Source organism: Streptomyces sp. NPDC050564 (assembly GCF_044457265.1).
Classification (GTDB): domain Bacteria; phylum Actinomycetota; class Actinomycetes; order Streptomycetales; family Streptomycetaceae; genus Streptomyces.
The window spans coordinates 256,672-281,902 of the sequence record NZ_JBITGS010000003.1 but is presented as its reverse complement, the minus strand read 5'-3'; the positions used below and the strand labels follow the sequence as shown (position 1 = coordinate 281,902).

The following is a 25,231-nucleotide window of genomic DNA, read 5'->3' as shown; positions in this document are numbered from 1 at the left end:
GGCATGATCCGTATCAAGGCTGGGGCTCCCTGCAGGGCGAGGCTCCGGACGCATTCACGGGTGCTGGCCCGGGCGGCCCTCGGGCCGCGGGGCCGGGGCGACGCCCTGCGGGCCGGGCTCACTCGGACGGTGCGCGGAGGAAGACCCCGGCTGGTCCGCGGACGTGCCCCTCGTGGCGGCCTAGACCACTCGGTTCGCCGGGCCGAGCGCCCACCGCTGCGCCGGGCACTCAGCATGGGGCTGCCCATCGCCTGGGGCGCGATGGCGATCACGTACAAGATGGCCTGCCCGCTCGCGCAGCAGAGCGGGCTCGGCGCCCGGATCGTCACCAGCGCCGTCTTCTTCGCGGTCGGCGCGAGCCTGATACTCCACGTCAGAGGGGCGCTGCTGCGGGAGCTCAGGCAGATCCGCAAGGTCGCCGGCGCCGCCCAGAACGTGCTGCTGCGGCCGCTGCCCCCGCGCATCGACGGGCTGAGCGTCGCCGCGGCCCAACTGTCCGCGGACCGTGGCGCGAGCGTCGGCGGTGACCTGTACGAGGTGATCGCCACCGAGCACGGCGTACGGATCGTCATGGGCGACGTCCGCGGGCACGGGCTCGGCGCCATCGGAACCGTCGCCGCTGTCCTCGGCAGCTTCCGCGAGGCCGTGCACGACGAGCCCGAACTCGGCTGCGTACTGAGGAGACTTGAGCGCGCGCTGGCCCGGCATCTGCGCGAGCGGGCCCGGGCCGACCACCCCTCGACCGGCATCGATCCGGACAGTCCGGTCGCCGAGGAGTTCGTCACCGTGCTGCTGCTGGAGATCCGCCGCGACGGCGAGGTGTACGCCCTCAACTGCGGTCACCCCTGGCCGTATCTGCTGAGCGGCGGCCGGGCCGAACCACTTGTGCGTGCCGACCCGCTGCCCCCGCTGGGGCCGTTCCCGCTCCCGGCCGAGCTGCCGGCCGTGCGCTGCGGCCAACTTCTTCCCGGTGAGGTGCTGTTCCTGCACACCGACGGTGTCGAGGACGCACGCGATGGCCGCGGCCGCTACTTCCCGCTCCCGGCCGAACTCACCGAAGCCGTCCGTACCCAGCCCGTCTCACCCCAGTCCGTCCTGCGCGCAGTCCTCACCGGGCTGCTGCGTCACACCGGCGGCAGACCCGCCGACGACGTTGCCGTGCTCGTGCTGCGCAACGACCGCAGTTGTGTCTCCCTGCACCAGGGGCACGCCGTGGTCCACCACGCGCCCTAGGGGCGCGGGGCTGTGCAACCGGCGGGGCCGTCCGCCCCGCCACGGAGTGTCGGGCAGGCAGCTGGGCGGACGGCGCGGAATCGGGCCGCCGCACTGTACGAGGGGGAGCCGGCGGCCCGGCCGGCCTCTTGCGAGGCATTTCAGTCAACCGGCCAGAAACGCTCTGCGACAGCGCGCGTACTGCCCGGATACGGGCACTCGTTTCACACCCCGTGTGAAACGGGACGCACTAGTCTGTCGGCACCGAGCCACCCGGGGGGCCTTCATGCAGCCCAACACTTTGCTCGACGCGATTCTCGACGAGGCGGGCATCTCGCACGCGGGACTCGCCGCCCACGTCAATCAGGCGGGGAGAGCGCGCGGTCTCGCGCTCAGGTACGAACACACCGCTGTGGCGCGCTGGTTGAAGGGCCAGCGCCCGCGCGGCCAAGTGCCCGACCTGATCTGCGAGGTGCTCGCCGGCCGACTCCACCGGCCGGTCACGCTCGACGACATCGGCCTCGGCGTGCCCGGCGAGCCGTCCACCCCGCACGGCACCTCACTCTCCGGCTTCGTCGAGCGCGCCACCGCCCTGTGGCGTTCCGACGAACAGCAGCGCCCGCACATCCTCGGCGCACCGGCCGTCACCGGAACGCCCGCCGTGATGCCGGTGTGGGAATGGGAGAACCCGCCCGAGGACGTCGACGTCTCGCGCGGCGGACGCCACCGCGTCAGCATGGCCGACATCGAGATGCTGCGCGCGGCCCGCGCCCACTACGAGCAGATGTACCGCAAGGCCGGCGGCATCGCGACCCGCACCCGGATCGTCGGCTTCCTCAACTCGGAGACGGCACCTCTGCTGCGCGGCAGCTACACCGACGCCACCGGCCGCCAACTCCACCGCGCGACCGGCGGTCTGGTCGCCATCGCGGGTATCTGCGCCTACGACTCCGACGCCCACGGACTCGCCCAGCGCTACTTCCACCAGGCGCTGCGTCTGGCGAAGGCCAGCGGGGACAGGGGACTCGGGGCCTATGTCATAGCCCTGCTCGTCAATCAGTCGCTGTTCATGCGTGAGTACCGGCAGTCCGTGGCCTTTGCCGAGGCCGCACTGCGCGCCGCGGGGCGGCACATCACTCCGGCGCTCGCCTCCGATCTCTACGCGATGCAGGCCAAGGCGTACGCGCACCTCGGTGATGGCAGCAGCGCACTGTCCTGCATCCGGCGTGCCGAACAGGCCGCCGAGCGCATCCGTCGGGGTTACGAGCCCGACGAGACCGGCTATGTCCAGCCGGGCCTGGTCAACGTGCAGGTGGCGGAGGCGCTGCTCAGCCTCGGCGATCTGGTGGCGGCGGGGGAGCACGCCATAGCCGCCGTCGACAACCCGGCGCACGACCGGGGACGGGTGCACAGGCTCGCCATGCTCAGTCAGATCGAGCTGCGCCAGGGCAATGCCGACAAGGCGGTGGCCACCGCGGTCCAAATGGCCGAACAGGCGCGGGGTATGGAGTCGCAGCGACTGCGCGACAGACTCCGCGCGGTGCGCGAACACCTGGTGCGCAGCGGCTGTGCGGGCACGGCCGAGGCCGCCGAACTCATCGACGGGGCACTGCGCGTACCGCTGTAGACATGTGCTCCGGAAACACCGCGTACCGCTTCAGAACACCGTGCCTGCGCTGCCGCTGCACCGTGCCCCGACCGCTGTGAGCCTGCTGTGAGGACGCTCCTGCTGCGATATTGCCATCTACTCGGCGGAAGGTGGCAGAACCGTGCAGTGGACGAAACAGAACGAACAAACTGTGTACGCAAACCGCTGGTTCAGCGTCAATCTCGCAGATGTGGAGCTGCCGGACGGTCGGCACCTCGATCACTTTTTGATACGGCTGCGGCCGGTGGCCGTGGCCACTGTGGTGAATGAGGCCAATGAGGTGCTGCTCCTGTGGCGGCACCGCTTCATCACCGACAGCTGGGGGTGGGAACTCGCGGCGGGTGTCGTCGAGGACGGTGAGGACATCGCCGTCGCGGCGGCCCGCGAACTCGAGGAGGAGACCGGCTGGCGGCCGGGACCGCTGCGGCATCTGATGAGCGTCGAGCCCTCCAACGGGCTCACCGACGCCCGGCACCACATCTTCTGGGCCGACGAGGGCACGTACATCGGACACCCTGTGGACGACTTCGAATCGGACCGAAGGGAATGGGTTCCCTTAAAGCTCGTCCCCGACATGGTCGCCCGCGGCGAGGTCCCGGCCGCCAACATGGCTGCCGCACTGCTCCTTCTGCACCATCTCAGGCTCGGGCAGGACGCGTTGCCCTGATCCGTCCCCCCCCCCACGCGTCCAGGTACCTAGTGGCCCAGAGCCTGCCAGACCGCCACGGCCGTCGCGCCCACGGCCGCGACGGCCGCGAGGGTGGGCAGTGGCCAGCGGGTGTGCTCGAGGGCGACGACCCGTGCGCTCAGGTCGTCGAGATCCTTGGCGGTCTGGTCGTCGCGCTGAGTGAGCAGCGCCAGTCCGCCCTCGATGCGGGTGAAGCCCACTTCGAGCGACCGGCGTAACTCTGCGAGTTCCCTTGGGGCCACGGGATGCTCGGGGTCGGCGGTCACGAGTCCGCTCCTTTCCGTAGTCGGCACATCCCTTACATGCGCACGGAAAGTCAACTCGCCTGGTGGACGAGTGGGGAGCGTGTGCGAGGGGCATATGCGGGCCCGGCGCGCACACGGTGTGTGAATGGCGCGGGCCCGGCACCCGAAAGGGTGCCGGGCCCGCGCCTGCCCGAGATATACGGACCGTAGTCAGCCCCTCGGCTCACTGGCCGTACGTGTAGAAGCCCGAGCCCGACTTACGGCCCAGGCGACCCGCGTCCACCATGCGCTGGAGCAGCGGGGGAGCGGCGTACAGGGGCTCCTTGTACTCCTCGTACATCGAGTACGCGACCGAGGCCACCGTGTCGAGGCCGATCAGGTCGGACAGCTTGAGCGGGCCCATCGGGTGGGCGCAGCCCATCTCCATGCCGTTGTCGATGTCCTCGCGGCTCGCGATGCCCGACTCGAACATCCGGATCGCGGAGAGCAGATACGGGATCAGCAGCGCGTTGACCACGAAGCCCGAACGGTCCTGGGCGCGGATCGCGTGCTTGCCGAGCGCCTTCTCGGCGAACAGCTGGGCACGGCTGAGCGTGCCCTCGGAGGTGGTCAGCGCCGGGATCAGCTCGACGAGCTGCTGCACCGGGGCCGGGTTGAAGAAGTGGATGCCGATGACCTGGTCGGGGCGCGAGGTGGCGACGGCGAGCTTCACCAGCGGGATCGAGGAGGTGTTGGAGGCGAGGATCGCGTCCTGCCGGGTCACCACCTGGTCGAGCACCTGGAAGATCTCGGTCTTCACCTGCTCGTTCTCCACGACGGCTTCGATCACCAGGTCGCGGTCGGCGAACTCGCCGAGATCCGTGGTGAAGCTGAGCCGGTCCTGGGTGCTCTTGAGCTCCTCCTCGGAGATCTTTCCGCGCTCGGCCGCCTTGGAGAGGGAGTTGAAGAGCCGGGTACGGCCGATCTCCAGGGCCTCACCGGTGGTCTCGGCGACCTTGACGTCCAGACCGGCGCGGGCACACACCTCGGCAATGCCCGCTCCCATCTGGCCGCAGCCCACGACTCCGACGCGTTCGATGTCGGTCACATCGTCCCCTTCGCTGATCTACGGCACTGGCAGGACCCCCGTTGTTCGGTGCCTGCTCCGATCGTGCACGTTACTCCGAAGTATCGATGATCGATCGTCCGGGTCGGGCATGCTGGGCGCGGAGACGATCCGTGACAGCACGGATCCGCTGCGTAGCGGGGTGTGGGAGATGGGGCGACTGTCGCGTCGGGCGTTCGCGGTGGCAGCCGTGGCGACGCTCTCCGGGCTTGCGACGGCGGGGGACACCGCCGCATCCCCGAGCCCGACCTCCCGGGGTCGCGACCGGGCGCGGGCCGCGAGCGAGCTGCGCGGGATGTGGCTGGCCGCCGTCTCCAACCGCGACTGGCCGTCGAGCCCGGGCCTGACCGCCGGCCGGCAGCGCGCCGAACTCCTCGACCATCTCGACACCGCCGTACGCCTCCGCCTCAACACGGTCATCTTCCAGGTGCGCCCCACGGCCGACGCGCTGTGGCCCTCGCCCTACGAGCCGTGGTCCCAGTACCTGACCGGTGTCCAGGGCAAGGACCCAGGCTGGGACCCGCTGGGCACCGCGGTGACGGAGGCCCATGCGCGCGGCCTGGAGCTGCACGCCTGGTTCAACCCGTACCGGATCGCCCACCACACCGACCCGACGAGGCTCGTGGCGAACCACCCCGCCCGCGAGCACCCCGACTGGGTCGTGCCCTACGGCGGGAAGCTCTACTACGATCCCGGGCTGCCCCAGGTCCGAGGGTTCGTCCAGGACGCGATGCTCGACGCCGTGCGGAAGTACGAGATCGACGCCGTGCACTGGGACGACTACTTCTACCCGTATCCGGTCGACGGCCAGGTCTTCGACGACGACGCGACGTACGCGGCCCACGGCGCGGGCTTCCCGGACAAGGCCGCCTGGCGGCGCGACAACATCGACTGCCTGGTCCTGGAGATGGCCGCCCGCATCAAGGAGATCCGGCCCGCGGCGCGCTTCGGGATCAGCCCCTTCGGGGTGTGGCGCAACGCCACCACCGACGGGCTCGGCTCGCCGACCCGGGCCGGCGTGCAGACCTACGACGATCTGCACGCCGATACCAGGAAGTGGGTCCGGGAACACTGGATCGACTACATCTGCCCGCAGCTGTACTGGAACATCGGACTCGCCGCCGCCGACTACGCGAAACTCCTGCCCTGGTGGTCGTCGGTCGCCGAGGGGACGGGCGTGCAGCTGTACGTCGGTGAGGCGCTGTACAAGGCGGGCGATCCGGCGCAGCCCGCGGTCTGGCAGGACCCGGCAGAGCTCTCCCGGCACCTCACGCTCGCCCGCGACTACCCGCAGGTGCGCGGGCACGTCTTCTTCTCCGCCAGGGAGGTCGGCTCGGATCGCATCGGCGCGATGGCACGGGTTGTCGCCGACCACTATCAGCAGTCGGCGAGAACTCCGCGCTGATTTTCTGTCTGCTGGCTACTGCATCATGTCCTTGTGGCGGATTTCGGTGTCCGGGCCCGGTGAGCACACTCCCTCGTGCCCGTCCTCGAACTTCACGCGGTACGGGGGATTGCCCTCCGCCCCCAGGACCTCGGTGATCTTCCCGACCTTGTCGTGCTGCCCGACAATCCTGCCGTGCTGCACAATCTGGTCGCCCACGGTTGCACGCATGTGAACGGTCTCCTCGTCATGTGCGGGAGTAGCGGTCCGTTGCCGCAAGTCTACGGCTGGTGGCGCCGGTTGGCCCGGCCCGTGCGTGCCGGTCAGCCCCGCGCCCGTTGGGTGAGCGCGATGCAGACCAGAACGGCGGCGGCCGTCAGGGGTGCGGCCGGTGTGAGCTGCTCGCCCAGGAGCAGTACCGACCACACCAGTGTGAGCAGCGGCTGCGCCAGCTGCAACTGGCTGGCCTTCGGAATTCCGATCGATGCCATGCCGCGGTACCAGACGACCAGGCCGAGGAACTGCGACACGGTCGACACCCACAGCAGACCCGTCACGCTGTGCGTGGTCAGCTGCACGGGCTCCTGCGACAGCGCGATCAGCGCGCCCGGCACCGACAGCGGCAGACACAGGACCAGCGCCCAGCCGATGACCTGCCAGCCCGGCATGACACGGGCGAGCCGACCGCCCTCGGTGTAGCCCGCCGCACAGATCAGCAGCGCTCCGAAGAGATACGCGTCCGCGCCGGTCAGCGCGCCACCGCTCTGCTGCACGGTGAACGCGATCACCGCGGCCGCGCCCGCCACGGCCGCCACCCAGAACATCCGCGAGGGCCGCGCCCCGGTGCGCAGCGCCGAGAACAGCGCGGTCGTCAGCGGCAGCAGCCCGACCACCACGGCCGCATGGGCGGTGGTCGACGTCTGCAGCGCCAGCGTCGTCAGCAGCGGGAAGCCGACCACGACACCCGCAGCGACGACGGCCAGCCCCGCCACGTGGCGGCGGCCCGGCACCGGAACACGCAGCGCCAACAGGCAGCCGCCCGCGATGACCGCCGCCAGGACGCTGCGCACGGCCACCAGTGACCAGGGTCCGAAGCCCTCCAGGCCCCAGGCGGTGGAAGGGAAGGTCAGGGAGAAGGCTGTGACGCCGAGGGCGGCTTGGAGGGTGCCCGAGCGGCGGGCCCTCGCAGCGGTCCGCGGGGTGCCGGTCGCGGCGCTCCGAGCAGTGGCGCTCGCGGGGGTCCCGGTGGTGACAACCGCTATCGGGGTCTCTACAGTAGCGCTATCCTGTGTTCTCATGCATGAGCGTAGCAGTGTGGGAGATCTGGCGTATCAGCTGCGTCGGGAGCTGGACCGCTACTCACCCGGTGGAAAGCTGCCGTCGAGTCGGGCACTCGTGGAGCGGTTCCGGGTGAGTCCGGTGACCGTGTCGCGGGCGCTGGCGCAGCTCGCCGCCGAGGGTCTTGTGGTCACCCGGCCCGGAGCCGGCGCGTTCCGGGCGCAGCCGCGTACCGCCCCCGCTCCCACCGGCGACACCGCCTGGCAGGAGCTCGCACTCAGCGCGGACGCCGCGGCCGAACTCGTACCGCGCACGGTGGATGCGTCCGGCGTCCTCGTCTCGCTCGCCGCCCCGCCGCCCGGTGTCGTCGAGTTCAACGGCGGCTATCTGCACCCGTCGCTGCAGCCCGAGCGGGCGATGGGCGCGGCCCTGTCCCGGGCCGGGCGCCGTCCCGGCGCCTGGTCCAGGCCGCCCATGGAAGGGCTCACGGAACTGCGCGAGTGGTTCGCGCGGGGGATCGGGGGCGCCATCACCGCGGCCGAGGTGCTCATCGCGGCGGGCGGTCAGTCCGCGCTGACGACCGCCCTGCGCGCGCTCGCGCCCCCCGGGGCGCCGGTCCTGGTCGAATCGCCCACCTATCCGGGCATGCTGGCGATCGCCCGCGCGGCCGGACTGCGCCCCGTGCCGGTGCCCGTCGACGCCGACGGTGTGAAGCCCGAACTGCTCGCCGACGCCTTCAGCGCGACCGGCGCCCGCGTCTTCGTCTGCCAGCCGCTCTTCCAGAACCCGACAGGTGCCGTCCTCGCGCCCGAGCGGCGGGGCGAGGTGCTGCGCATCGCGCGCGACGCCGGCGCGTTCGTGGTCGAGGACGATTTCGTACGCCGCCTGGTGCACGAGGACTCGGGCCCGCTGCCCAGGCCGCTGGCCGCCGAGGACCCCGACGGAGTCGTCGTGCACGTCGGCTCGCTGACCAAGGCGACCTCGCCGAGCTTCCGGGTGAGCGCACTGGCAGCGCGCGGTCCGGTACTCGAGCGGCTGCGCGCCATCCAGGTCGTCGACACCTTCTTCGTGCCGCGCCCGTTCCAGGAGGCCGCGCTCGAACTCGTCGGCTCTCCCGCCTGGCCCCGCCATCTCCGCGCCCTGGCCACCGCGTTGAAGGCCCGTCGCGACACGATGACCACCGCGCTGCGGCTGGACCTCCCCGAACTCTCTCTCCCTCACATCCCGTTCGGCGGCTACCACCTCTGGCTGCGCCTGCCCGACGGCACGGACGAGGCCGCCCTGGTCACCGCCGCCCTCCGCGCAGGCGTCGCCGTCACACCCGGTCGCCCCTACTTCAGCGCCGAACCCCCGGCCGCCCACCTCCGGTTGAGCTTCGCGGCGGTGGCGGGAGCGGAGGAGATCACCGAGGGGGTACGCAGACTGCGGGCGGCGTGTGCGGAGATCTCTTGGCCGGCCGCCGCCGGAGGTTCTTAGCCCGTCCGGCGTTCGAGGACGACGCCGTCGAGACCGATGCCGCGGAGCTGGGGACGGCAGCCCCCGGACACGGGACGGGAAGGGGCGGAGGAGGCGAAGAACCAAAACGGTGCGTCGGAGCCCGCGCGCCGCAAGCCCGCTTGGCGGACCCGCTCCAGTGAGCCCGTAAATACCCTGCGTAACCCCCCTTGACCTGCGGAGTCCCGCGCTCCACGATCTCCGCATGCATCTTCGGGTCACGTTCGTCGCCGCCGCGCGCAGCTCCTCGCTGCTCGCGGAGCGCTTCCAGGACGACCGGCCGCTGGACCAGGCCGGCTGGGACGAGGTGCAGCGAGCCGCCCCCGAGCTGGTGTCGCTGGCGGCGGCCGAGCTGCGCTATTGCTCGCCGACGCCACGCAGCCGTGCCACGGGCGACGCCCTGGGGTACGCGCCGCTCGTCCAGCTCGCCCTGCGCGACTGCGACATGGGCCGCTGGCGCGGCTTCACGCTGGGCGAGGCGATGGCCCGTGAACCCGAGGCCGTCGACGCCTGGCTCGCGGACCCACGGTCCACGCCCCACGGCGGCGAATCGCTGCTGGCCTTCATCGCTCGCGTCGGCGCCTGGCTCGACACCAGGCCCGCCGACGACGGCGGGCGCATCGTCGCCGTGGCCGAACCCTCCGTGATCCGGGCCGCCCTGGTCTACGCCCTGAAGGCGCCGCCCTCGACGTACTGGAACATCGATGTACGCCCCCTGTCGACGACCACCGTCACCGGGCGGGCCGGCCGCTGGAACCTCCGCTTCGACGGCGCGTTCTCTCAGTCCACGCGCGCGTAGTCGGTGGTGAGCACCAGGTCCTTCGCGGGCCCCCGCACGCGCCACACGGTCCGCCAGCGGTTCTCGTCGCGGACGGTGAACTCGCCCCGGTAGAGGTCCGCCGCGCACGGATGGTCGGCGATGTGCCGCCCGGTGGTCAGGTCCAGATCGTGGAAGGGGCGGCCGTCGGAGAACCGTACGGCCGCGCTGCCCGGGCGCTCTCCCGGCAGGAACCACAGCGTCCGCTCGGCGGGCCGGGACGTGCCCTGCCAGACGAAGGTCCCGGACTCCCGATGGAGGAGGCCGTCGCCGCCGTCTTCGAGCGGCGAGAAGACGGTCGTCCCGGTGAACCGGCCCTCGGCGCCGCTCGCCAGATCCCGCACCGAGCGCTCCACCCGCCAGTTGCCGGTCAGGTAGGCCAGTACGTCCGCCACTGGCCAGAACTCGCCCATGCCGACCCGCTCTCCGTCCCATCCGATGCTGCGCGACCCATTGACGCACTCCGGCCCCCTCCCTATCTTGCCGTTCGAAGTACTGATCGACGTCTGATATTTCGAACAACTCAACACTACAGAGCCGCGGAGTATCCATGTCACCCACCCGCACCCGCTGGAGACTCGGACTCACGGCCACCGCCCTCCTGGTGGCCTCCACCGTCGTATCCGGGCCCGCTCCGGCGAGCGCCGCCGCCGACGTCACCGACTACGCGATCACCGTCGACCCGAAGGGCTCGGGTGCGAAGATCGACGACCGCGGCCCGCAGCAGCACCACCCGGACGCCTCACCGTCGCCGCGGCCGGCCCCGTCTCGCTCGACATGATCTCGCTGCTGCCCCGGGACACGTACAAGGGGCACGGTCTGCGCAAGGATCTCGCCGAGAAGATCGCCGCTCTCCATCCCGGGTTCGTGCGCTTCCCGGGAGGCTGTCTGGTCAACACCGGGAGCATGCAGGGATATGACGAGGCGTCGGGCTATCCGCGCAAGCGCTCGTATCAGTGGAAGGACACCATAGGCCCGGTCGAGCAGCGCGCCACCAACTCCAACTTCTGGGGATACAACCAGAGTTACGGCCTCGGCTACTACGAGTACTTCCAGTTCGCCGATGACATCGGCGCGATGCCGCTGCCCGTCGTGCCCGCGCTGGTCACCGGCTGCGGCCAGAACAAGGCCACCGACGACGACGCGCTGCTCAAGCGGCACATCCAGGACACCCTCGACCTCATCGAGTTCGCCAATGGGCCGGTCACGAGCGAGTGGGGCAGGAAGCGGGCCCAGATGGGCCACCCCAAGCCCTTCCACCTCACGCACCTGGAAGTAGGCAACGAGGAGAACCTGCCGAACGAGTTCTTCGCCCGCTTCCAGCAGTTCCGCGCCGCGATCGAGGCCAAGTACCCGGACGTCACGGTGGTTTCAAACGCCGGCCCGGACGACTCCGGCACCACCTTCGACACGGCCTGGAAGCTCAACAAGGACGCGAACGTCGACATGGTCGACGAGCACTACTACAACAGCCCGCAGTGGTTCCTGCAGAACAACGACCGCTACGACTCGTACGACCGGAACGGCCCGAAGGTCTTCCTGGGGGAGTACGCCTCGGGCGGCAACACCTTCAAGAACGCCCTCTCCGAAGCCGCGTACATGACCGGCCTGGAGCGCAACGCGGACGTCGTGAAGCTCGCCTCGTACGCCCCGCTGCTCGCCAACGAGGACTACGTGCAGTGGCGTCCGGACATGATCTGGTTCAACAACCACGCCTCATGGGGTTCGGCCGACTACGAGGTGCAGAAGCTCTTCATGAGCAACGTCGGCGACCGGGTGGTGCCCAGCAGTGCCACCACCACACCGTCGCTGAGCGCGCCGATCTCGGGCGCCGTCGGCCTGTCGGCCTGGGCGACCACGGCGGCGTACGACGACGTCAAGGTCACCGGCGCGGACGGGACCACGCTGCTGAGCGACGACTTCAGCGGTGACGCCGCGCAGTGGACCCACACCGGCGGCGGAAGCTGGAGTCTCCAGGACGGGCAGTACGTGCAGAGCGACGTGGCCGCCGAGAACACCATGGTGCCGGCCGGCGACCCGGCCTGGCACGACTACGACCTGCGGGTGAAGGCCACCAAGAAGTCCGGCAAGGAGGGCTTCCTCGTCGCCTTCGGCGTCAAGGACACCGGCAACTACTACTGGTGGAACCTCGGCGGCTGGAACAACACCACCTCCGCGGTCGAACAGGCCGTGGACGGCGGCAAGTCGACGCTGATCTCCAAGGCCGGTTCGATCGAGACGGGCCGTGCCTACGACATCGACATCAAGGTACGAGGCCGTCAGGTGACCCTCTACCTGGACGGCCAGGAGTGGGGCAGCTTCACGGACGACAAGCCCGCGGAGCCGTTCCGGCAGGTCATCACGCGGGACGCGAAGACCGGTGATCTCATCGTCAAGGTCGTCAACGCCCAGTCCGCGGACGCCCGTACGGCGATCGACCTGGGTGGGGCGAAGGTGGGCCGCAAGGCCGCCGTCACCACACTGCAGGCCGCGCCGGACGCGGTGAACTCGGAGACGGCCACGGCGGTCGCCCCGGTGAGGTCCACCTTCGCAGGGGTCGCCGACCGCTTCACGTACACCTTCCCGGCGAACTCCGTGACCTTCCTGAGGATCAAGCAGAAATAGCCCCTCAGGAAAGGTCGGCCGACGTCGTGGGCTGCTGTCCGACGGGCAGCAGCCCACGCTCGGCGAACACCTTCTTCGCCGCGAACGTGGCGTTCAGCGCCTTGGGGACACCGCAGTACACCGCGGAGTGCAGCAGCGCTTCGACGATCTGCTCCGGTGTGAGGCCCACGTTCAGAGCGGCGTTGACGTGCACGTCGAGCTGGGCCTCGCAGCCGCCGAGCGCGGTGAGCATGCCGAGGGTCACCAACTGCCGGTCGCGCGGGGCGAGTCCGGGCCGGTCGTAGATGTCGCCGAAGGCCCAGGCGACGATCTGGTGACCGAGTTCGGGGTTGATGTCGGCGAGCGCGTCGACGACCCGCTGCCCGGCCTCGCCGTCCACCCGCTGGAGGACTTCCAGGCCGTGCTCGAAGCGCTCCTCGCGGGTGGTGGCCGTGCTCAGGGTGGTGGCGTTGCTCATGAGAGGTCGTCCGATCCCGGCTGGTCGAGCAGCCGTTCGTAGTGGTCGATCTTGTCGTCGAGGGCAGCCGCGTTGCGGCGCAGTGCGCGGATGCGGTCCCCGAGGTCGGCGCGGTGCTCCCGGAGCATCGCCAGCCGGTCGGGGACCGTGGCGTCGCCCCGGGCCCGCAGCTGTGCGAACCGCTGCATGTCCGCGATCGACATGCCTGTCTCGCGCAGCCGGATCAGGAACTCCAGCCAGGCCAGGTCGGCCATCTCGTAGCGCCGCTGGTTCCCGGTGGTGCGGCCGACCCGTTCGATCAGGCCGGCCTTCTCGTAGTACCGCAACGTGTCGTGCGAGAGCCCGGTGCGCTCGACGACCTCGGCGATCGTGAGCGTCGGCTCCTGGTGGTGCGGGAGGGGCTGTCCGCTGGTCATGACAAGAACGGTAGAACCTGGAGCGCGCTCCAGGTCAAGCCCTCTCGGTGATCGCATCCCGTACGGGCTCGTTGGCACGGCATGTCGGCGTGTTCCCGCACGCCCGCTGGCAAGACGTCCCCGCCGTGGAACTGCTCCGCAGCGCCGCCGGCGGCAACCCGCACTCCCTCGTGGCCGACGCCGGCACCTGCCGTTGGACGACCTCCGTGCGCGCCCCCGCGGGGCTCGCCCTCGGCATGATCGACGTCCTGGAGGTCGTGCACCTCATCCACCTCGAACACGGTGGCACCGGCATCGCGTCCGGTCGGTACCTCGTACGCCGTCAGCGCGAGCGCGGCACGGAGCGCGGCGCGTGGCTGGGCAACCGGATGATCGCCGACTGAGGGGTCAGGGGCGGCGGCGGGGCTTGCCGCGCTTGGCTCCACCCTTGGGTCCGCCCTTCGCCCCGCCCTTGGTTCCGCCCTTGGTTCCGCCCCTGGCCGAACCCGAACCGGCGCCGCGTGCGCTCTTGCCGCTCGCCTTGCCCGCCGCGGGCTTCTGCCGGGCGCCGCCGCGCGCGTCGGAGCGCTTGGCCGCGGGCTGGGACTTCGGCTGGGCGGCGGCAGGGGTACGACCGCGCGTGCTGTTGACCGTCCGGCCGCGGACGATCCCGATGAAGTCCTCCACCAGGTCGGTGGTCTCGTCCTGCGGCCAGGACAGCGCGACGCGCGACTCGGGGGCGTCCGTGACCGGCCGGTAGGTGAGGTCCTTGCGGTGGTGGAGGCGGGCGAGGGACTGCGGGACGACGAGGACTCCGATGCCCGCCGCCACGAGTTCGATCGCGTCCGCCGTGGTGGCGGGGCGCTCGAACGCGGGTTTCCCCGGCAGGCGCTCCCAGTCGAGGGTGTCGTCGAGGGGGTGCAGCACGATGTCGTCGGCCAGATCCTCCGTGGAGACCTCGTCGACCGCCGCCACGACGTGGTCCTTCGGGACCACGACCACCGTCGTCTCGGTGTACAAGGGGATCGCGCTGAGGTCGGTCCGGTCGACCGGCAGCCGCACGAAGCCCGCGTCGGCGCCACCGCTCCGCAGCAGGCCGAACGCCTCGGCGGCGGGCACCGCGACGAGGGCCAGCGGGATGGCGGGGAACCGCTCGTTCCAGGTCCGTACCCACTTGGCGGGTGTGACCCCCGGGACGTACGCGAGCCGGAACGAGGGGGGTGCTTCGGAGCCAGTCACTTCGTCAGGTTACCGGTCGTGGTCATCGGCGCCTCACCGGTCGTGGTCATGAGCGCCTCCCCGGTCGTGGTCGTGGGCGGCCCCGGTCATGGTCATGTGCACCCCACCGGTCACGGTCGGGGCGGCGCACGGGCGAGGGCGGGTGCCACGCTCGCGAGGGTCGGGTGGCGCGCACGTCACAGTCGGGTGCCGGACGCGTGTGGTCGGAGGTGGCTCACATGCTCGATACCCTTGACACCATGAGTTCGCACCAGACCACCCAGACGATGAAGCCCGCGACCGCGGCCAAGAAGCTGGGTGTGTACCTCGAGGCCACCCCCGCCGAGTTCCAGGAGGGTGTCGTCTCGCGTGCCGAACTGAATGCGCTGCAGGCCGACCCGCCCGAGTGGCTGCGTGAGCTGCGCCGCGACGGCCCGCACCCCCGGCCCGTCGTCGCGGCCAAGCTGGGCGTCTCCATCGCGGGGCTCGCCCGGGGCGGGGTCACCGAGGCCCTCACCACCGAGCAGATCGAGGCGCTGAAGACGGACAACCCCGAGTGGCTGCAGAAGGAGCGCGCCACCCAGGCCGAAGTCCGCAAGGAAGCGGCCCGCATCAAGGAGAAGAACGCGGAGCGCGCGGCTCGTTCCGGCGACCCGCGCTGACCCAGGCCTTCACCGGCACGGCCCGGTGGGGCCCGTCCCAGCCTTCACCGGCACGGCCCGGTGGCCCGTCCCAGCCTTCACCGGCACGGCCCGGTGGCCCGTCCCAGCCGTCCCGCCACTCCGGTGACCCCGGGGCCCGGGGTCCCTGGGGCTGGTCGCCCGAGGTCCGCCCGCGGGGCGAGTTCATCGGTCGGCAGCGCGGCACCGCCGACGGCCTCCGCCTGAGAGACGTGAGCGTGGCGGCACCGCGGCGACCGCGACGCCTCGAGCCCTGGCAGTCGGGCCCGTCAAGCCCCTGACATCCGCGCACCCGCCGTGAGATCGTCCGCGGGTGACCGACTCTGCCGACGACACGATCCCGGGACGCCCGGACGACCGCACCGCGTCAGCCCTGCGCTTCGCCGTGGAACTCGTCGCCTGGGTAGCGACTCCGTGGGCACTGGCCGACCGCTCATGGCTGCTCGCCGCCCTGTCCGTGGTGCTGCTGATCGGCCTTCCGACCTGCTTCTCCACTCCGGGTGACAAGACGAACGTGATCATCGCGGTGCCGGGCCGGGTCACGATCCTGCTGGTGCTGCTCCAGCTCGCCGCGGCCGTGGTCTCCTCGTGGCTGGCCTGGCCCGCGTGGGCTGCGGTCCCGGTGACCCTCCTGGCCGCCGCCACCCTTGTCACGGAACGCCCACGCTGGCGATGGCTGACCTCCGCGCAGCAGCTCGCCGACTGAGGCGCTGCCCTGCCCCCGTCGACTCAGTGCTCGAGTCGGCCCGTCCGGCCGACTCGAGCGCACGCATGCGAATCGAGCGGAGCGTCAGTTCCAGTTGTCGATCTTGACGTCGTGGGGATCCGGAGCGCCCTTCCCGGTTTCGATCAGCGACTTCAGGCTCATCAGAAAGACCGCCCACTTGGTGCTGCAGTGGTGCATGAACTCCCCCGGCTCCTTCCAGCCTTCGTGCTTGAAGAGAACGATGGTGTGGTCGTCGACCTGATCGAGGTCCCAGTCCACGTGCGTGCCGATCCATTCTTCGGGTCCGTCGACCACCTCCCACAGCACGTGCTTGCCCGGGTCGAGTTCGAGGACCTTCATGTCGAATCCACCGGCCCCGAACCGGAATTGGACCACGCCGCCGAGGTCGTTGCCTTCGCCCTGTGTGTTGGTCGTCCACCAGCCGGCAAGCCCCTCGGCGGTGGTCAAGGCCGCGTAGACATCGGCCACCGGCGATTTGATTCCGACCCTGTGCAGGATGTCCACCATTTTCGATTCCTCTTTTCGGTCCTGGTTCTCGTCTGTGCGGCCTGAATTCACGGCTGGGTGCCCTGCTGATCCTTGCTGCGCTGAATCGCCTCGGCGATCTGCTTGATGCGCCGGAGCCTGGCGTCCCATGCCGCCCCCACCGAGGACAACTGAGCGACCGCGCGGGCCAGTTGAGCCTCGTCCACCCGGTACCTCTTCTCCCGCCCGGCAGGCGTGGCGTGCACCAGACCGACGCGGTCGAGCACGCCGAGATGTTTCGCGATGGCCTGCCGTGTCACGGGTAGCTGCTCGCTGAGGCTGGTGGCGGTGCCGTTGCCGTCCGCCAGGAGCAGATCGAGCATCCGCCGACGGGTCGGGTCCCCGACCGCGGACCACAGGGCGTCGTCGACGGCGGTCGTCATGGCGTTGACACCAGCCGCGCGACGTACTCCCCGAGGCGGGGAACAAAGGTGTCCCAACCGACGCCGTGTTCGCGGTACTGCTCCTCCAGCTTGGCGGCCTCCCAGCCCATCTCCCGGAATCCGGTCTCGGTGAGCCGAATCCTCGTGCCCGTGCCCGACGGGGTGAGCTCGAAGGTGACCAGCAGGGTGTTGGCCGAGTCGTCGACCTTGCCGTCGGGATAGCACCAGCGGAACGAGAACAATCGAGGCGGCTCGGCGTTCACCACGGTGATCGGGACGACCTCTGCCCTGTCGCCCCAGACGAGCTCACCGACAGCGCCGGGAGCCGCTTCGATGTCGGCGTCGTCGGACCACCATTCCGAGATGTGCTCGGGCCGGCTGACGACCTCGAAGACCACCTCGGGCGAGGCGTCGACGTGGATCTCGCGTTCGATGCTGCCGTACTCCATGCTCTCCACCCTTTCCCCACGTGCAACGTTTGGTTGCGTATTACGCTAGCGCGCAATACGCAGTCGCGCAACCATTGGTTGCGTAACTGCGGCCGACGGCTGCCGCGTCTCCAGGAAGTGGTTGACGTACTGCTTCGCGCAGGCGGAGGGGGGTGGCCGGTGCGCCGCGCTGGGGGAACCGGGCGGCGTGGACGGCGCTGATCCGGGCGCCGTAGGAGGCGCCAGGTGGTTGAGTTTCGGTACTGAGCACTTCGGCGGGCGAGTTGAGCATCGCGGCGCCCAGTCCGCACGGGGGGAGTCGACTCCGTCGCCGGTGTGGTCGGCGGCGACAGGAAGCACCCGAACCGGCATGATGTGCGGGTGGACAAGGTGACCATAACCGAGGAAGACCGCCGACTTCTCGGGCTGTGGGCCGCCGATTGCGTCGAGCGAGTGCTCCCGCTGTTCGAGGCGAAGGCTCCCTGTGACACCCGTCCTCGCGAGGCGATCGAGGGCATCCGGGCCTTCGTGCGCGAGGGGAAGCGGACAGGGCGACTGCGCTCCCTTGCCTGGGCGGCTCACGCAGCCGCACGCGAGGTCGGCGACCCGGCTGCCACAGCCGCCGCCCGCGCCGCGTGCTACGCGGCGGCGACACCTTACATCCACCCCTTGGCCACCCCTCACCAGTCGAAGCACGCCCTTGGACCTGCGGTTTACGAGGCGCGCGCTCGTGAGCTCGCGGCGGGCGATGACGCCAGGGCCGGTGACGAGGAGATCCGATGGGCGATCGACCACGTCTCGCCGGCAGTTCGCGAGCTCGTGCGGCGGATGCCGGCTCGCAGTCCTGGCCGTAGTCGGCTGGACGCGCTCTACTACCAGCTCGACACGGCCCTTCGCCGCTGATCAGCGAGGCATGCCGCCTCTGTGGGGACCGCCGGAACGGCAAAGCCCCCCACCACGCTCCCCGGAGCAACACGTGTGCAGATCGGTTCGCCGACACCCTGGACTCGACAAGCTCAACGCGCCGGATCCACTGCTGACGCGTCGGCTGAAGTGCTCAGGCTCTGAACCCGGCCGGCCGACCGGCTCCCGCCGCAGGTGGGTCACCCCCAACGCCGAGCGGGCCGACTCAACCGTTCACCAGCAGGCTCAGGACTCGGTCACACCCCCGATCTCCGGACCGCCGAGGACGGGATTGCATAAACGTGCAGCGAAACGTATAGTCATGCCATCCAAGAGGAGGGTTCCATGGCGGTACGTGCGGCAGTGGCGGGAGCAAGTGGGTACGCGGGCGGGGAACTGCTGCGTCTGCTCCTGGTGCACCCCGAGATCGAGATCGGCGCCCTGACCGGCAACTCCAACGCGGGCCAGCGCCTCGGCGCGCTGCAGCCGCATCTGCTGCCGCTCGCGGACCGGGTCCTGCAGGAGACGACCCCCGACGTGCTCGCCGGGCACGACGTCGTCTTCCTCGCGCTGCCCCACGGGCAGTCCGCCGCCGTCGCCGAGCAGCTCGGCCCGGATGTCCTCGTGGTCGACATGGGTGCCGACTTCCGGTTGAAGGACCCGGCCGACTGGGAGAAGTTCTACGGCTCCGCGCACGCCGGGACCTGGCCCTACGGCCTCCCCGAACTGCCGGGTGCCCGCGCTGCGCTGGAGGGGTCCAAGCGCATCGCGGTGCCCGGTTGCTATCCGACGGCCGCCTCCCTGGCCCTCTTCCCGGCGTACGCGGCCGGGCTCGCCGAGCCCGAGGCCGTGATCGTCGCCGCCTCCGGGACGTCCGGTGCGGGCAAGGCGCCCAAGGCGCACCTCCTCGGCAGTGAGGTCATGGGGTCGATGTCCCCGTACGGCGTCGGCGGCGTCCACCGGCACACCCCCGAGATGATCCAGAACCTCGGCGCGGCCGCCGGTGAGCCCGTCACCGTCTCCTTCACGCCCACCCTCGCGCCGATGCCCCGCGGCATCCTCGCCACCTGCAGCGCCAAGGCGAAGCCCGGCGTCACCGTCGAGTCCGTACGGGCCGCGTACGAGAAGGCGTTCGCCGACGAGCCGTTCGTGCACCTGCTGCCCGAAGGGCAGTGGCCCGCCACGGCGTCCGTCTACGGTTCCAACGCCGTTCAGGTCCAGGTCGCGTACGACGCCGCCGCGCACCGCATCATCGCGATCAGCGCCATCGACAACCTGACCAAGGGCACCGCCGGGGGTGCCGTCCAGAGCATGAACCTCGCCCTGGGGCTCCCCGAGGAGCTGGGTCTTTCCACGATCGGAGTCGCACCGTGAGCTGGGGGTACCGCCCAGCGGTAGCTGCGGGAGCACGCGCAGCCGCCGGGCCGCAGACAACGATGAAGGCCGCACCTCTGCGCTGTACGGGCGACGGTGACATCAGCCGCTACCGCGGCGGGGCGAACAAGGAGATGCAGTGAGTGTCACGGCAGCACAGGGATTCACGGCGGCGGGGATCGCCGCCGGGATCAAGGAGAACGGCAACCTGGATCTGGCCCTCGTGGTCAACAACGGGCCCCGCCTCGCCGCCGCGGGCGTCTTCACCTCCAACCGCGTGAAGGCCGCGCCGGTCCTCTGGTCGGAACAGGTTCTCAAGAGCGGCTGGCTGACCGCCGTCGTCCTCAACTCCGGTGGCGCCAACGCCTGTACGGGGCCGAAGGGCTTCCAGGACACCCACGCCACGGCGGAGAAGGTGGCCGAGTCCCTCGACGCCGCGGGGTTCGGCGAGATCGGCGCGGGCACGGTCGCGGTGTGCTCGACCGGGCTCATCGGCGTGCTGCTGCCCATGGACAAGCTGCTGCCGGGCGTCGACGCGGCAGTCGCCCACCTCAGCCCGCACGGCGGCGAAAAGGCCGCCATCGCCATCAAGACCACCGACACGGTCCACAAGACGTCGGTGGTGACGAAGGACGGCTGGACCGTCGGCGGCATGGCCAAGGGCGCCGGCATGCTCGCCCCCGGCCTCGCCACCATGCTCGTGGTGGTGACCACGGACGCCGACGTGGACAGCGAGACCCTCGACAAGGCGTTGCGCGCGGCCACGAAGGTCACCTTCGACCGCGTCGACTCCGACGGCTGCATGTCCACCAACGACACCGTGCTGCTGCTCGCCTCCGGCGCCTGCGGCATCACCCCGGAATACGGGGAGTTCGCGGAGGCCGTACGGGCGGTCTGCGACGACCTCGGTCAGCAGCTCATCCGTGACGCCGAGGGCGCCGGCAAGGACATAAAGGTCGAGGTCATCAACGCCGCGAGCGAGGACGACGCCGTCGAGGTGGGCCGCTCGATCGCCCGCAACAACCTCCTCAAGTGCGCGATCCACGGCGAGGACCCCAACTGGGGCCGCGTCCTCTCGGCCATCGGTACGACCCGGGCGGCCTTCGAACCCGACCAGCTCAACGTCGCGATCAACGGCGTATGGGTCTGCAAGAACGGCGGCGTCGGCGAGGACCGCGACCTCGTCGACATGCGCTACCGCGAGGTCCACATCGTCGCCGACCTCGCCGCGGGCGCAGAGACCGCCACGATCTGGACCAACGACCTCACCGCCGACTACGTCCACGAGAACAGCGCGTACTCCTCATGAGCAATGTGACCAGGAAACACACCGCTCTGCCCAAGGCGCAGATCCTCATCGAGGCGCTGCCCTGGCTGACCCGGCACAACGGCAAGACGGTCGTCGTCAAGTTCGGCGGCAACGCCATGATCGACGAGGAACTGAAGGCGGCGTTCGCGCAGGACATCGTGTTCCTGCACCACGCCGGTCTGAAGCCGGTCGTCGTGCACGGCGGCGGGCCGCAGATCAGCGCCGCCCTCGACCGGCACGGCATCGTCAGCGAGTTCAAGGCGGGGCTGCGCGTCACGACCGAGGACGCCATGGACGTCGTACGCATGGTGCTGGCCGGACAGGTGCAGCGCGAGCTGGTCGGGCTGCTCAACCAGCACGGTCCGCTCGCCGTCGGCCTGACCGGCGAGGACGCGCACACCATCACGGCCACCAAGCACCAGCCCGAGATCGACGGTGAACTGGTCGACATCGGGCGGGTCGGCGAGATCACCGCCATCGACACGGGCGCCATCGAGGCGCTGCTCTCCGACGGCCGGATCCCGGTCGTCTCCTCGATCGCCCGCTCCCAGGACGACGGACATGTCTACAACGTCAATGCTGATACGGCGGCTGCGGCACTCGCTGCGGCACTGGGGGCCGAAACCCTCATGGTCCTCACGGACGTCGAGGGCCTCTACGAGGACTGGCCGAACAGCGACGAGGTGATCAGCCGCCTCACCGCTTCCGAGCTGGAGAAACTGCTGCCCGAGCTGGCCAGCGGCATGGTGCCGAAGATGGAGGGCTGTCTGCACGCCGTGCGCAACGGCGTCACCACGGCCCGCGTCATCGACGGCCGGGTCCAGCACTCGATCCTGCTGGAGATCTTCACCGACGAGGGGATCGGCACGATGGTCGTGCCGGACGACGAGGAAGCGGGGGACGCCGCATGACCGGCAACGAAGAGCTCACCCAGCGGTGGCAGGGCTCGCTCATGGACAACTACGGCACCCCGCGGCTGCCGCTCGTCCGGGGCGCCGGGACCAAGCTGTGGGACGCCGACGGCAAGGAGTACCTGGACTTCGTCGGCGGGATCGCGGTCAACGCGCTCGGCCATGCCCACCCCGCGATCGTCGAGGCCGTCGGCAGGCAGATCGGCTCCCTCGGCCATGTCTCCAACCTCTTCGTCGCCGAGCCGCCGGTCGCACTCGCCGAACGGCTGCTGCAGCTCTTCGGGCGCGAGGGCCGGGTGTACTTCTGCAACTCGGGCGCCGAGGCCAACGAGGGCGCCTTCAAGATCGGCCGGCTCACCGGCCGGACCCACATGGTCGCCACCACCGGCGGCTTCCACGGCCGCACCATGGGCGCGCTCGCGCTCACCGGCCAGCCCGCCAAGCAGGAGCCGTTCCTGCCGCTGCCCGGCGACGTCACGCATGTCCCGTACGGCGACGCGCAGGCCCTGGCCGAAGCGGTCACCGAGGACACCGCCCTGGTGATCATCGAGCCCATTCAGGGCGAGAACGGCGTGGTCGTGCCGCCCGTCGGCTACCTCAAGGCCGCCCGCGCCATCACCGCCGCCACCGGAGCCCTCCTGGTCCTCGACGAGGTGCAGACCGGAATCGGCCGGACCGGACACTGGTTCGAGTACCAGGCGCACGAGGGCGTGCTGCCGGACGTCGTCACGCTCGCCAAGGGCCTCGGCGGCGGACTGCCGCTCGGCGCCACCGTCGCCTTCGGCCGGGCCGCCGGGCTGCTGAAGCCTGGCCACCACGGCACGACCTTCGGCGGCAACCCGGTCGTCTGCGCCGCCGGACTGGCCGTACTCGACACGATCGAGTCCGAAGGACTCCTCGAGAACGTGAAGCGCACGAGCGAGAAGCTGCGGGACGGAATCGAGTCACTTGGGCACCCGTTGATCGACCTTGTCCGGGGTGCGGGGCTGCTCCTGGGTATCGTGCTCACCGAGCCGCTCGCGCCCCAGGTGCAGCAGGCGGCTCAGGACGCCGGTTTCCTGGTGAACGCGCCCGCCCCCGATGTCGTACGGCTGATGCCGCCGCTGAACCTCGGCGATGACGAAGTGGACGCGTTCCTCCAGGCCCTTCCCGGTGTCCTCGACGCAGCCAACGGGGATGGATGATCCTGAGAAATGGGACGACGACGATGAGTCAGGCGCAGGACCACGAGCACGCAGGGCCTGCCGTGCCGCAGACCCGCACCGCACGCCACCGCCGGATCGTGGACATCCTCAACCGGCAACCGGTGCGTTCCCAGAGCCAGTTGGCGAAGCTTCTCGCCGACGACGGGCTGAGCGTCACCCAGGCGACGCTCTCCCGGGACCTGGATGAGCTGAACGCGGTGAAGATCCGCAACAACGACGGCGACCTCATCTACGCGGTACCGAGCGAGGGGGGCTTCCGCACGCCGCGCGCGCCGCTGGGTGAGTCGGCGAAGGAGGAGCGGATGCGGCGGCTGTCCGCGGAGCTGCTGATCTCCGCGGAGGCCTCCGCGAATCTTGTGGTGCTGCGGACCCCGCCGGGGGCCGCGCAGTTCCTCGCCTCGGCCATCGACCAGGCCGAGCTGCATGACATTCTCGGCACGATCGCCGGGGACGACACTTTGCTGCTCATCAGTCGCAACCCGACCGGCGGTCAGGCGCTGGCCGATCACCTCTTGCGGTTGGCTCAGAACCATCACTGAGGTGTACGACGGTGGAGGCGCACCCCCGGTCGGGGTGCGCCTCTGTGTGTCCAGGTGCGGGCCGGTTGTGGTTGCTCGCGCAGTTCCCCGCGTCCCTTACAGGTCTCAGCCCAGTCTTTGAGCCAACCCCCCGGTGCATCTCACCTCGTCCCCCGCAGTGATCAGCAGGGCCTCGATGTCGGGGAGGGACTCCAGCCAGTCCAGGGCCTGGCGGGAGCCCATCGCGAACGCCGCCGTCGCCCAGGCGTCGACCCAGGTCAGTCGGGGCCCCACCACGGTCACGGCGACCAGGTCGGTGACCGCGGACCTGCCGGTGCGCGGGTCGACGATGTGGGTGCCGCGCTCGGCGGTGCCGGAGGTGGCCACGGCGAGCTCGTCGACGCCGGCCGCGGAGACCACGGCGGCGAGCGAACCCGGGCGCAGCGGGTCCGACACGCCGACCCGCCAGGGCCGGTGCGACCCGGGCACGCCGCACAGCTGGACGTCGCCGCCGCCGTTGACGCTGACTCCGCTCGCCCCGGCCGCCGCGATGTGCCGGGCCGCACGCTCGGTCGCCCAGCCCTTCACGATCCCCGTCGGGTCGAGCTCACCCTGGTACGTCGTGCTGAACCAGCCCTCGCTCAGCCGCTCCGCCTCCGCGCCCAGACCGAGCACCTCGGCGACCTCCGGATCGCACTCCTCGACCGTCAGCTCACCGCGCGCGAGACGCGAGAGCTGGCTGTCCTCGCGGTAGGTGCTGAACACCTCGTCCACGTGGTGGAGTTGGGTGATCGCCTCCTCCAACGCCGCCTGCACGGCCGCCGGTTCCCCGCCCCGTACGTCGAAGGAGAAGACCGTGCCCATGACCTCCTCGGCGTGGCGCAGCGCGGGCGGGGCCTCCGCGGGCTCAGCCACCGGCCTTGTCCAGGGCCGACTGCAGGGACTGCTTGTATCCGCTGCTGGTGTAGGTGGCGCCGGAGACGGCGTCGATGTCGGCGCTCCCGGCGGCGACGGCTTCCTGGTTGAGTTTGGGGACGGCCAGGGCCGTCTTCTGGGTGCTGGTTCCGCCGCTGGGCGCCTGGACGGCCTCGGCCTTGGTGATCTTGTCGCCGGTGAGGGTGAGCCGTACCTGGACGGGTCCGTACTGGGTCTGGGCCACGTTTCCGGTGACGGTGCGGGCCTGCGTGGCCGGGGCCTGCGGCGACGAGGAGGCCCCGGCAGCTCCCGAGGATCCCGACGTACCGCCGGCGGCCTTCGCCTTGTCCAGGGCCGACTGCAGGGACTGCTTGTATCCGCCGCTCGTGTAGGTCGCTCCGGAGACGGCGTCGATGTCCGCGCTCTGTGCGGCGACCGCTTCCTCGTTCAGTTTGGGTACGGCCAGAGCGGTCTTCTGGTCGCTGGTTCCGCCCTTGGGGGCCTGGACCGCGTCCGCCTTGGTGATCCTGCCGCCGCTCATGGTCAGCTCTACCTGGACCGGCCCGTACTGGGTCTTCACCACGTCACCGGTGACGGTCTGCGTACCCGTCTGCTGCGCGCTGCCGCCCTGGGGCGACTCCTGCCCGGCCGCCGTCTGCTGAGGGGCCGCTCCCGCGGCTGCGGCCGCAGGGTCCGAGGACGGCTTCAGCGACAGCAGCAGGACGATCCCGGACACGGTGGCGGCGGTGGCGAGCATGACGCGCCGAATGGGGTGACTCTTCTTCAT

Annotated in this window: 30 protein-coding genes; 17 read left to right on the top strand and 13 right to left on the bottom strand. The window is 70.5% G+C overall.

Annotated features, from left to right (window positions below; translation table 11 throughout):
* The first annotated feature begins 234 nt into the window (after positions 1–234).
* The 3 genes from ACIBK0_RS07190 (at position 235) to ACIBK0_RS07180 (ending at position 3,527) form a co-directional block, all read left to right on the top strand.
* On the top strand, positions 235–1,233 hold the full coding sequence (locus ACIBK0_RS07190) for a PP2C family protein-serine/threonine phosphatase (RefSeq protein ID WP_399076527.1): 999 nt from the start codon (positions 235–237) through the stop codon (positions 1,231–1,233).
* A gap of 265 nt (positions 1,234–1,498) precedes the next feature.
* Complete coding sequence (locus ACIBK0_RS07185; protein ID WP_399076525.1) at positions 1,499–2,839, top strand: transcriptional regulator; 1,341 nt, start codon at positions 1,499–1,501, stop codon at positions 2,837–2,839.
* A 142-nt stretch (positions 2,840–2,981) separates the two neighbouring features.
* A complete protein-coding gene (locus ACIBK0_RS07180) occupies positions 2,982–3,527 on the top strand; it encodes an NUDIX hydrolase (protein WP_028801563.1) in 546 nt (181 codons plus the stop codon).
* A 29-nt stretch (positions 3,528–3,556) separates the two neighbouring features.
* Here ACIBK0_RS07180 and ACIBK0_RS07175 read toward each other — a convergent pair whose 3' ends face one another.
* Complete coding sequence (locus tag ACIBK0_RS07175) at positions 3,557–3,814, bottom strand: hypothetical protein (protein ID WP_399076523.1); 258 nt, start codon at positions 3,812–3,814, stop codon at positions 3,557–3,559.
* Between the two features lie 202 nt (positions 3,815–4,016).
* Complete coding sequence (locus tag ACIBK0_RS07170; protein WP_399076521.1) at positions 4,017–4,880, bottom strand: 3-hydroxybutyryl-CoA dehydrogenase; 864 nt, start codon at positions 4,878–4,880, stop codon at positions 4,017–4,019.
* 169 nt (positions 4,881–5,049) lie between these two features.
* On the opposite strand from ACIBK0_RS07170, the gene ACIBK0_RS07165 reads away from it, so the two are divergent.
* Positions 5,050–6,303: a glycoside hydrolase family 10 protein gene (locus ACIBK0_RS07165; RefSeq protein ID WP_399076748.1), complete on the top strand. Its 1,254-nt coding sequence runs from the start codon at positions 5,050–5,052 to the stop codon at positions 6,301–6,303.
* A 15-nt stretch (positions 6,304–6,318) separates the two neighbouring features.
* Here the strand turns inward: ACIBK0_RS07165 and ACIBK0_RS07160 are convergent, their stop codons facing one another.
* Together ACIBK0_RS07160 and ACIBK0_RS07155 are read right to left on the bottom strand one after the other, a co-directional pair.
* Positions 6,319–6,513, bottom strand: a complete 195-nt coding sequence (locus tag ACIBK0_RS07160) for a DUF1918 domain-containing protein (RefSeq protein ID WP_399076519.1) — start codon at positions 6,511–6,513, stop codon at positions 6,319–6,321.
* Between the two features lie 92 nt (positions 6,514–6,605).
* Positions 6,606–7,580 (bottom strand): DMT family transporter, encoded by a 975-nt coding sequence (locus tag ACIBK0_RS07155; RefSeq protein ID WP_399076517.1) that lies wholly within the window; start codon positions 7,578–7,580, stop codon positions 6,606–6,608.
* Between ACIBK0_RS07155 and ACIBK0_RS07150 the strand changes: the two genes are divergently transcribed.
* Positions 7,579–9,036 carry a PLP-dependent aminotransferase family protein gene (locus ACIBK0_RS07150; RefSeq protein WP_399076515.1) on the top strand — a complete coding sequence of 486 codons (1,458 nt, stop codon included), beginning with the start codon at positions 7,579–7,581 and terminating at the stop codon, positions 9,034–9,036. The two genes, ACIBK0_RS07155 and ACIBK0_RS07150, sit on opposite strands and share 2 nt — an antisense overlap.
* A gap of 223 nt (positions 9,037–9,259) precedes the next feature.
* Positions 9,260–9,853, top strand: a complete 594-nt coding sequence (locus ACIBK0_RS07145) for a histidine phosphatase family protein (RefSeq protein WP_399076513.1) — start codon at positions 9,260–9,262, stop codon at positions 9,851–9,853.
* Here the strand turns inward: ACIBK0_RS07145 and ACIBK0_RS07140 are convergent.
* Positions 9,835–10,284, bottom strand: a complete 450-nt coding sequence (locus ACIBK0_RS07140; RefSeq protein WP_399076511.1) for a DUF6314 family protein — start codon at positions 10,282–10,284, stop codon at positions 9,835–9,837. The genes ACIBK0_RS07145 and ACIBK0_RS07140 overlap by 19 nt on opposite strands.
* A gap of 137 nt (positions 10,285–10,421) precedes the next feature.
* Between ACIBK0_RS07140 and ACIBK0_RS07135 the strand changes: the two genes are divergently transcribed.
* Positions 10,422–10,652, top strand: coding sequence for a hypothetical protein (locus tag ACIBK0_RS07135; RefSeq protein ID WP_399076510.1), 231 nt, complete (start codon positions 10,422–10,424; stop codon positions 10,650–10,652).
* Positions 10,649–12,496: an alpha-L-arabinofuranosidase C-terminal domain-containing protein gene (locus ACIBK0_RS07130; RefSeq protein ID WP_399076508.1), complete on the top strand. Its 1,848-nt coding sequence runs from the start codon at positions 10,649–10,651 to the stop codon at positions 12,494–12,496. Before ACIBK0_RS07135 ends, ACIBK0_RS07130 begins: the two co-directional genes overlap by 4 nt.
* 4 nt (positions 12,497–12,500) lie before the next feature.
* Here the strand turns inward: ACIBK0_RS07130 and ACIBK0_RS07125 are convergent, their stop codons facing one another.
* Both ACIBK0_RS07125 and ACIBK0_RS07120 read right to left on the bottom strand, forming a co-directional pair.
* Positions 12,501–12,953 carry a carboxymuconolactone decarboxylase family protein gene (locus tag ACIBK0_RS07125; protein ID WP_399076506.1) on the bottom strand — a complete coding sequence of 151 codons (453 nt, stop codon included), beginning with the start codon at positions 12,951–12,953 and terminating at the stop codon, positions 12,501–12,503.
* Positions 12,950–13,369 (bottom strand): MerR family transcriptional regulator, encoded by a 420-nt coding sequence (locus ACIBK0_RS07120; protein WP_399076504.1) that lies wholly within the window; start codon positions 13,367–13,369, stop codon positions 12,950–12,952. Before ACIBK0_RS07120 ends, ACIBK0_RS07125 begins: the two co-directional genes overlap by 4 nt.
* 47 nt (positions 13,370–13,416) lie before the next feature.
* Between ACIBK0_RS07120 and ACIBK0_RS07115 the strand changes: the two genes are divergently transcribed.
* Positions 13,417–13,752, top strand: coding sequence for a hypothetical protein (locus ACIBK0_RS07115; RefSeq protein WP_399076502.1), 336 nt, complete (start codon positions 13,417–13,419; stop codon positions 13,750–13,752).
* A 4-nt stretch (positions 13,753–13,756) separates the two neighbouring features.
* Here the strand turns inward: ACIBK0_RS07115 and ACIBK0_RS07110 are convergent, their stop codons facing one another.
* Positions 13,757–14,587 (bottom strand): LysR family transcriptional regulator substrate-binding protein, encoded by an 831-nt coding sequence (locus ACIBK0_RS07110; RefSeq protein WP_399076500.1) that lies wholly within the window; start codon positions 14,585–14,587, stop codon positions 13,757–13,759.
* A gap of 239 nt (positions 14,588–14,826) precedes the next feature.
* On the opposite strand from ACIBK0_RS07110, the gene ACIBK0_RS07105 reads away from it, so the two are divergent.
* Together ACIBK0_RS07105 and ACIBK0_RS07100 are read left to right on the top strand one after the other, a co-directional pair.
* Positions 14,827–15,228 carry a DUF5997 family protein gene (locus ACIBK0_RS07105; RefSeq protein ID WP_399076498.1) on the top strand — a complete coding sequence of 134 codons (402 nt, stop codon included), beginning with the start codon at positions 14,827–14,829 and terminating at the stop codon, positions 15,226–15,228.
* Positions 15,229–15,559: 331 nt separating this feature from the next.
* The gene (locus ACIBK0_RS07100) at positions 15,560–15,952 is read left to right on the top strand and encodes a hypothetical protein (protein ID WP_399076496.1); all 393 of its coding nucleotides are present in this window, start codon (positions 15,560–15,562) and stop codon (positions 15,950–15,952) included.
* Between the two features lie 84 nt (positions 15,953–16,036).
* Here ACIBK0_RS07100 and ACIBK0_RS07095 read toward each other — a convergent pair whose 3' ends face one another.
* Genes ACIBK0_RS07095 through ACIBK0_RS07085 form a run of 3 tightly spaced genes read right to left on the bottom strand, consistent with a single transcriptional unit; the run spans position 16,037 to position 17,330 of the window.
* Positions 16,037–16,480, bottom strand: coding sequence for an SRPBCC domain-containing protein (locus ACIBK0_RS07095; protein WP_399076494.1), 444 nt, complete (start codon positions 16,478–16,480; stop codon positions 16,037–16,039).
* A gap of 47 nt (positions 16,481–16,527) precedes the next feature.
* Positions 16,528–16,881, bottom strand: coding sequence for an ArsR/SmtB family transcription factor (locus tag ACIBK0_RS07090; RefSeq protein WP_399076492.1), 354 nt, complete (start codon positions 16,879–16,881; stop codon positions 16,528–16,530).
* Positions 16,878–17,330 carry an SRPBCC family protein gene (locus tag ACIBK0_RS07085; RefSeq protein WP_399076490.1) on the bottom strand — a complete coding sequence of 151 codons (453 nt, stop codon included), beginning with the start codon at positions 17,328–17,330 and terminating at the stop codon, positions 16,878–16,880. The genes ACIBK0_RS07090 and ACIBK0_RS07085 overlap by 4 nt, the downstream gene beginning before the upstream one ends.
* Positions 17,331–17,690: 360 nt before the next feature.
* Between ACIBK0_RS07085 and ACIBK0_RS07080 the strand changes: the two genes are divergently transcribed.
* The 6 genes from ACIBK0_RS07080 to ACIBK0_RS07055 all read left to right on the top strand — a co-directional run bounded on the left by ACIBK0_RS07080 (position 17,691) and on the right by ACIBK0_RS07055 (position 23,550).
* Positions 17,691–18,212 (top strand): putative immunity protein, encoded by a 522-nt coding sequence (locus tag ACIBK0_RS07080; protein WP_399076488.1) that lies wholly within the window; start codon positions 17,691–17,693, stop codon positions 18,210–18,212.
* A gap of 345 nt (positions 18,213–18,557) precedes the next feature.
* Positions 18,558–19,586, top strand: a complete 1,029-nt coding sequence (gene argC, locus ACIBK0_RS07075) for an N-acetyl-gamma-glutamyl-phosphate reductase (RefSeq protein WP_399076486.1) — start codon at positions 18,558–18,560, stop codon at positions 19,584–19,586.
* A gap of 139 nt (positions 19,587–19,725) precedes the next feature.
* A complete protein-coding gene (argJ, locus tag ACIBK0_RS07070) occupies positions 19,726–20,895 on the top strand; it encodes a bifunctional glutamate N-acetyltransferase/amino-acid acetyltransferase ArgJ (protein WP_399076484.1) in 1,170 nt (389 codons plus the stop codon).
* On the top strand, positions 20,892–21,806 hold the full coding sequence (gene argB / locus ACIBK0_RS07065) for an acetylglutamate kinase (RefSeq protein WP_399076482.1): 915 nt from the start codon (positions 20,892–20,894) through the stop codon (positions 21,804–21,806). Before argJ ends, argB begins: the two co-directional genes overlap by 4 nt.
* A complete protein-coding gene (locus ACIBK0_RS07060) occupies positions 21,803–22,990 on the top strand; it encodes an acetylornithine transaminase (protein WP_399076480.1) in 1,188 nt (395 codons plus the stop codon). Before argB ends, ACIBK0_RS07060 begins: the two co-directional genes overlap by 4 nt.
* A gap of 23 nt (positions 22,991–23,013) precedes the next feature.
* Positions 23,014–23,550 carry an arginine repressor gene (locus ACIBK0_RS07055; protein WP_399076478.1) on the top strand — a complete coding sequence of 179 codons (537 nt, stop codon included), beginning with the start codon at positions 23,014–23,016 and terminating at the stop codon, positions 23,548–23,550.
* A 105-nt stretch (positions 23,551–23,655) separates the two neighbouring features.
* Here ACIBK0_RS07055 and ACIBK0_RS07050 read toward each other — a convergent pair whose 3' ends face one another.
* Positions 23,656–24,444: an FAD:protein FMN transferase gene (locus ACIBK0_RS07050; RefSeq protein ID WP_399076476.1), complete on the bottom strand. Its 789-nt coding sequence runs from the start codon at positions 24,442–24,444 to the stop codon at positions 23,656–23,658.
* Positions 24,437–25,231 carry an FMN-binding protein gene (locus tag ACIBK0_RS07045; RefSeq protein ID WP_399076473.1) on the bottom strand — a complete coding sequence of 265 codons (795 nt, stop codon included), beginning with the start codon at positions 25,229–25,231 and terminating at the stop codon, positions 24,437–24,439. The genes ACIBK0_RS07050 and ACIBK0_RS07045 overlap by 8 nt, the downstream gene beginning before the upstream one ends.

Bases quoted from the DNA above. Each gene is read 5' to 3' on its own strand.
- ACIBK0_RS07060 (WP_399076480.1), top strand. From the start codon at position 21,803: ATGACCGGCAACGAAGAGCTCACCCAGCGGTGGCAGGGCTCGCTCATG.
- ACIBK0_RS07125 (WP_399076506.1), bottom strand. From the start codon at position 12,953: ATGAGCAACGCCACCACCCTGAGCACGGCCACCACCCGCGAGGAGCGC.
- ACIBK0_RS07160 (WP_399076519.1), bottom strand. From the start codon at position 6,513: ATGCGTGCAACCGTGGGCGACCAGATTGTGCAGCACGGCAGGATTGTC.
- argC (WP_399076486.1), top strand. From the start codon at position 18,558: ATGGCGGTACGTGCGGCAGTGGCGGGAGCAAGTGGGTACGCGGGCGGG.
- ACIBK0_RS07055 (WP_399076478.1), top strand. From the start codon at position 23,014: ATGAGTCAGGCGCAGGACCACGAGCACGCAGGGCCTGCCGTGCCGCAG.
- ACIBK0_RS07190 (WP_399076527.1), top strand. From the start codon at position 235: ATGGGGCTGCCCATCGCCTGGGGCGCGATGGCGATCACGTACAAGATG.
- ACIBK0_RS07155 (WP_399076517.1), bottom strand. From the start codon at position 7,580: ATGAGAACACAGGATAGCGCTACTGTAGAGACCCCGATAGCGGTTGTC.
- ACIBK0_RS07090 (WP_399076492.1), bottom strand. From the start codon at position 16,881: ATGACGACCGCCGTCGACGACGCCCTGTGGTCCGCGGTCGGGGACCCG.
- ACIBK0_RS07150 (WP_399076515.1), top strand. From the start codon at position 7,579: ATGCATGAGCGTAGCAGTGTGGGAGATCTGGCGTATCAGCTGCGTCGG.
- ACIBK0_RS07105 (WP_399076498.1), top strand. From the start codon at position 14,827: ATGAGTTCGCACCAGACCACCCAGACGATGAAGCCCGCGACCGCGGCC.
- ACIBK0_RS07140 (WP_399076511.1), bottom strand. From the start codon at position 10,284: ATGGGCGAGTTCTGGCCAGTGGCGGACGTACTGGCCTACCTGACCGGC.
- ACIBK0_RS07185 (WP_399076525.1), top strand. From the start codon at position 1,499: ATGCAGCCCAACACTTTGCTCGACGCGATTCTCGACGAGGCGGGCATC.
- ACIBK0_RS07165 (WP_399076748.1), top strand. From the start codon at position 5,050: ATGGGGCGACTGTCGCGTCGGGCGTTCGCGGTGGCAGCCGTGGCGACG.
- ACIBK0_RS07120 (WP_399076504.1), bottom strand. From the start codon at position 13,369: ATGACCAGCGGACAGCCCCTCCCGCACCACCAGGAGCCGACGCTCACG.
- ACIBK0_RS07130 (WP_399076508.1), top strand. From the start codon at position 10,649: ATGATCTCGCTGCTGCCCCGGGACACGTACAAGGGGCACGGTCTGCGC.
- ACIBK0_RS07095 (WP_399076494.1), bottom strand. From the start codon at position 16,480: ATGGTGGACATCCTGCACAGGGTCGGAATCAAATCGCCGGTGGCCGAT.
- ACIBK0_RS07145 (WP_399076513.1), top strand. From the start codon at position 9,260: ATGCATCTTCGGGTCACGTTCGTCGCCGCCGCGCGCAGCTCCTCGCTG.
- ACIBK0_RS07085 (WP_399076490.1), bottom strand. From the start codon at position 17,330: ATGGAGTACGGCAGCATCGAACGCGAGATCCACGTCGACGCCTCGCCC.
- argB (WP_399076482.1), top strand. From the start codon at position 20,892: ATGAGCAATGTGACCAGGAAACACACCGCTCTGCCCAAGGCGCAGATC.
- ACIBK0_RS07045 (WP_399076473.1), bottom strand. From the start codon at position 25,231: ATGAAGAAGAGTCACCCCATTCGGCGCGTCATGCTCGCCACCGCCGCC.
- ACIBK0_RS07135 (WP_399076510.1), top strand. From the start codon at position 10,422: ATGTCACCCACCCGCACCCGCTGGAGACTCGGACTCACGGCCACCGCC.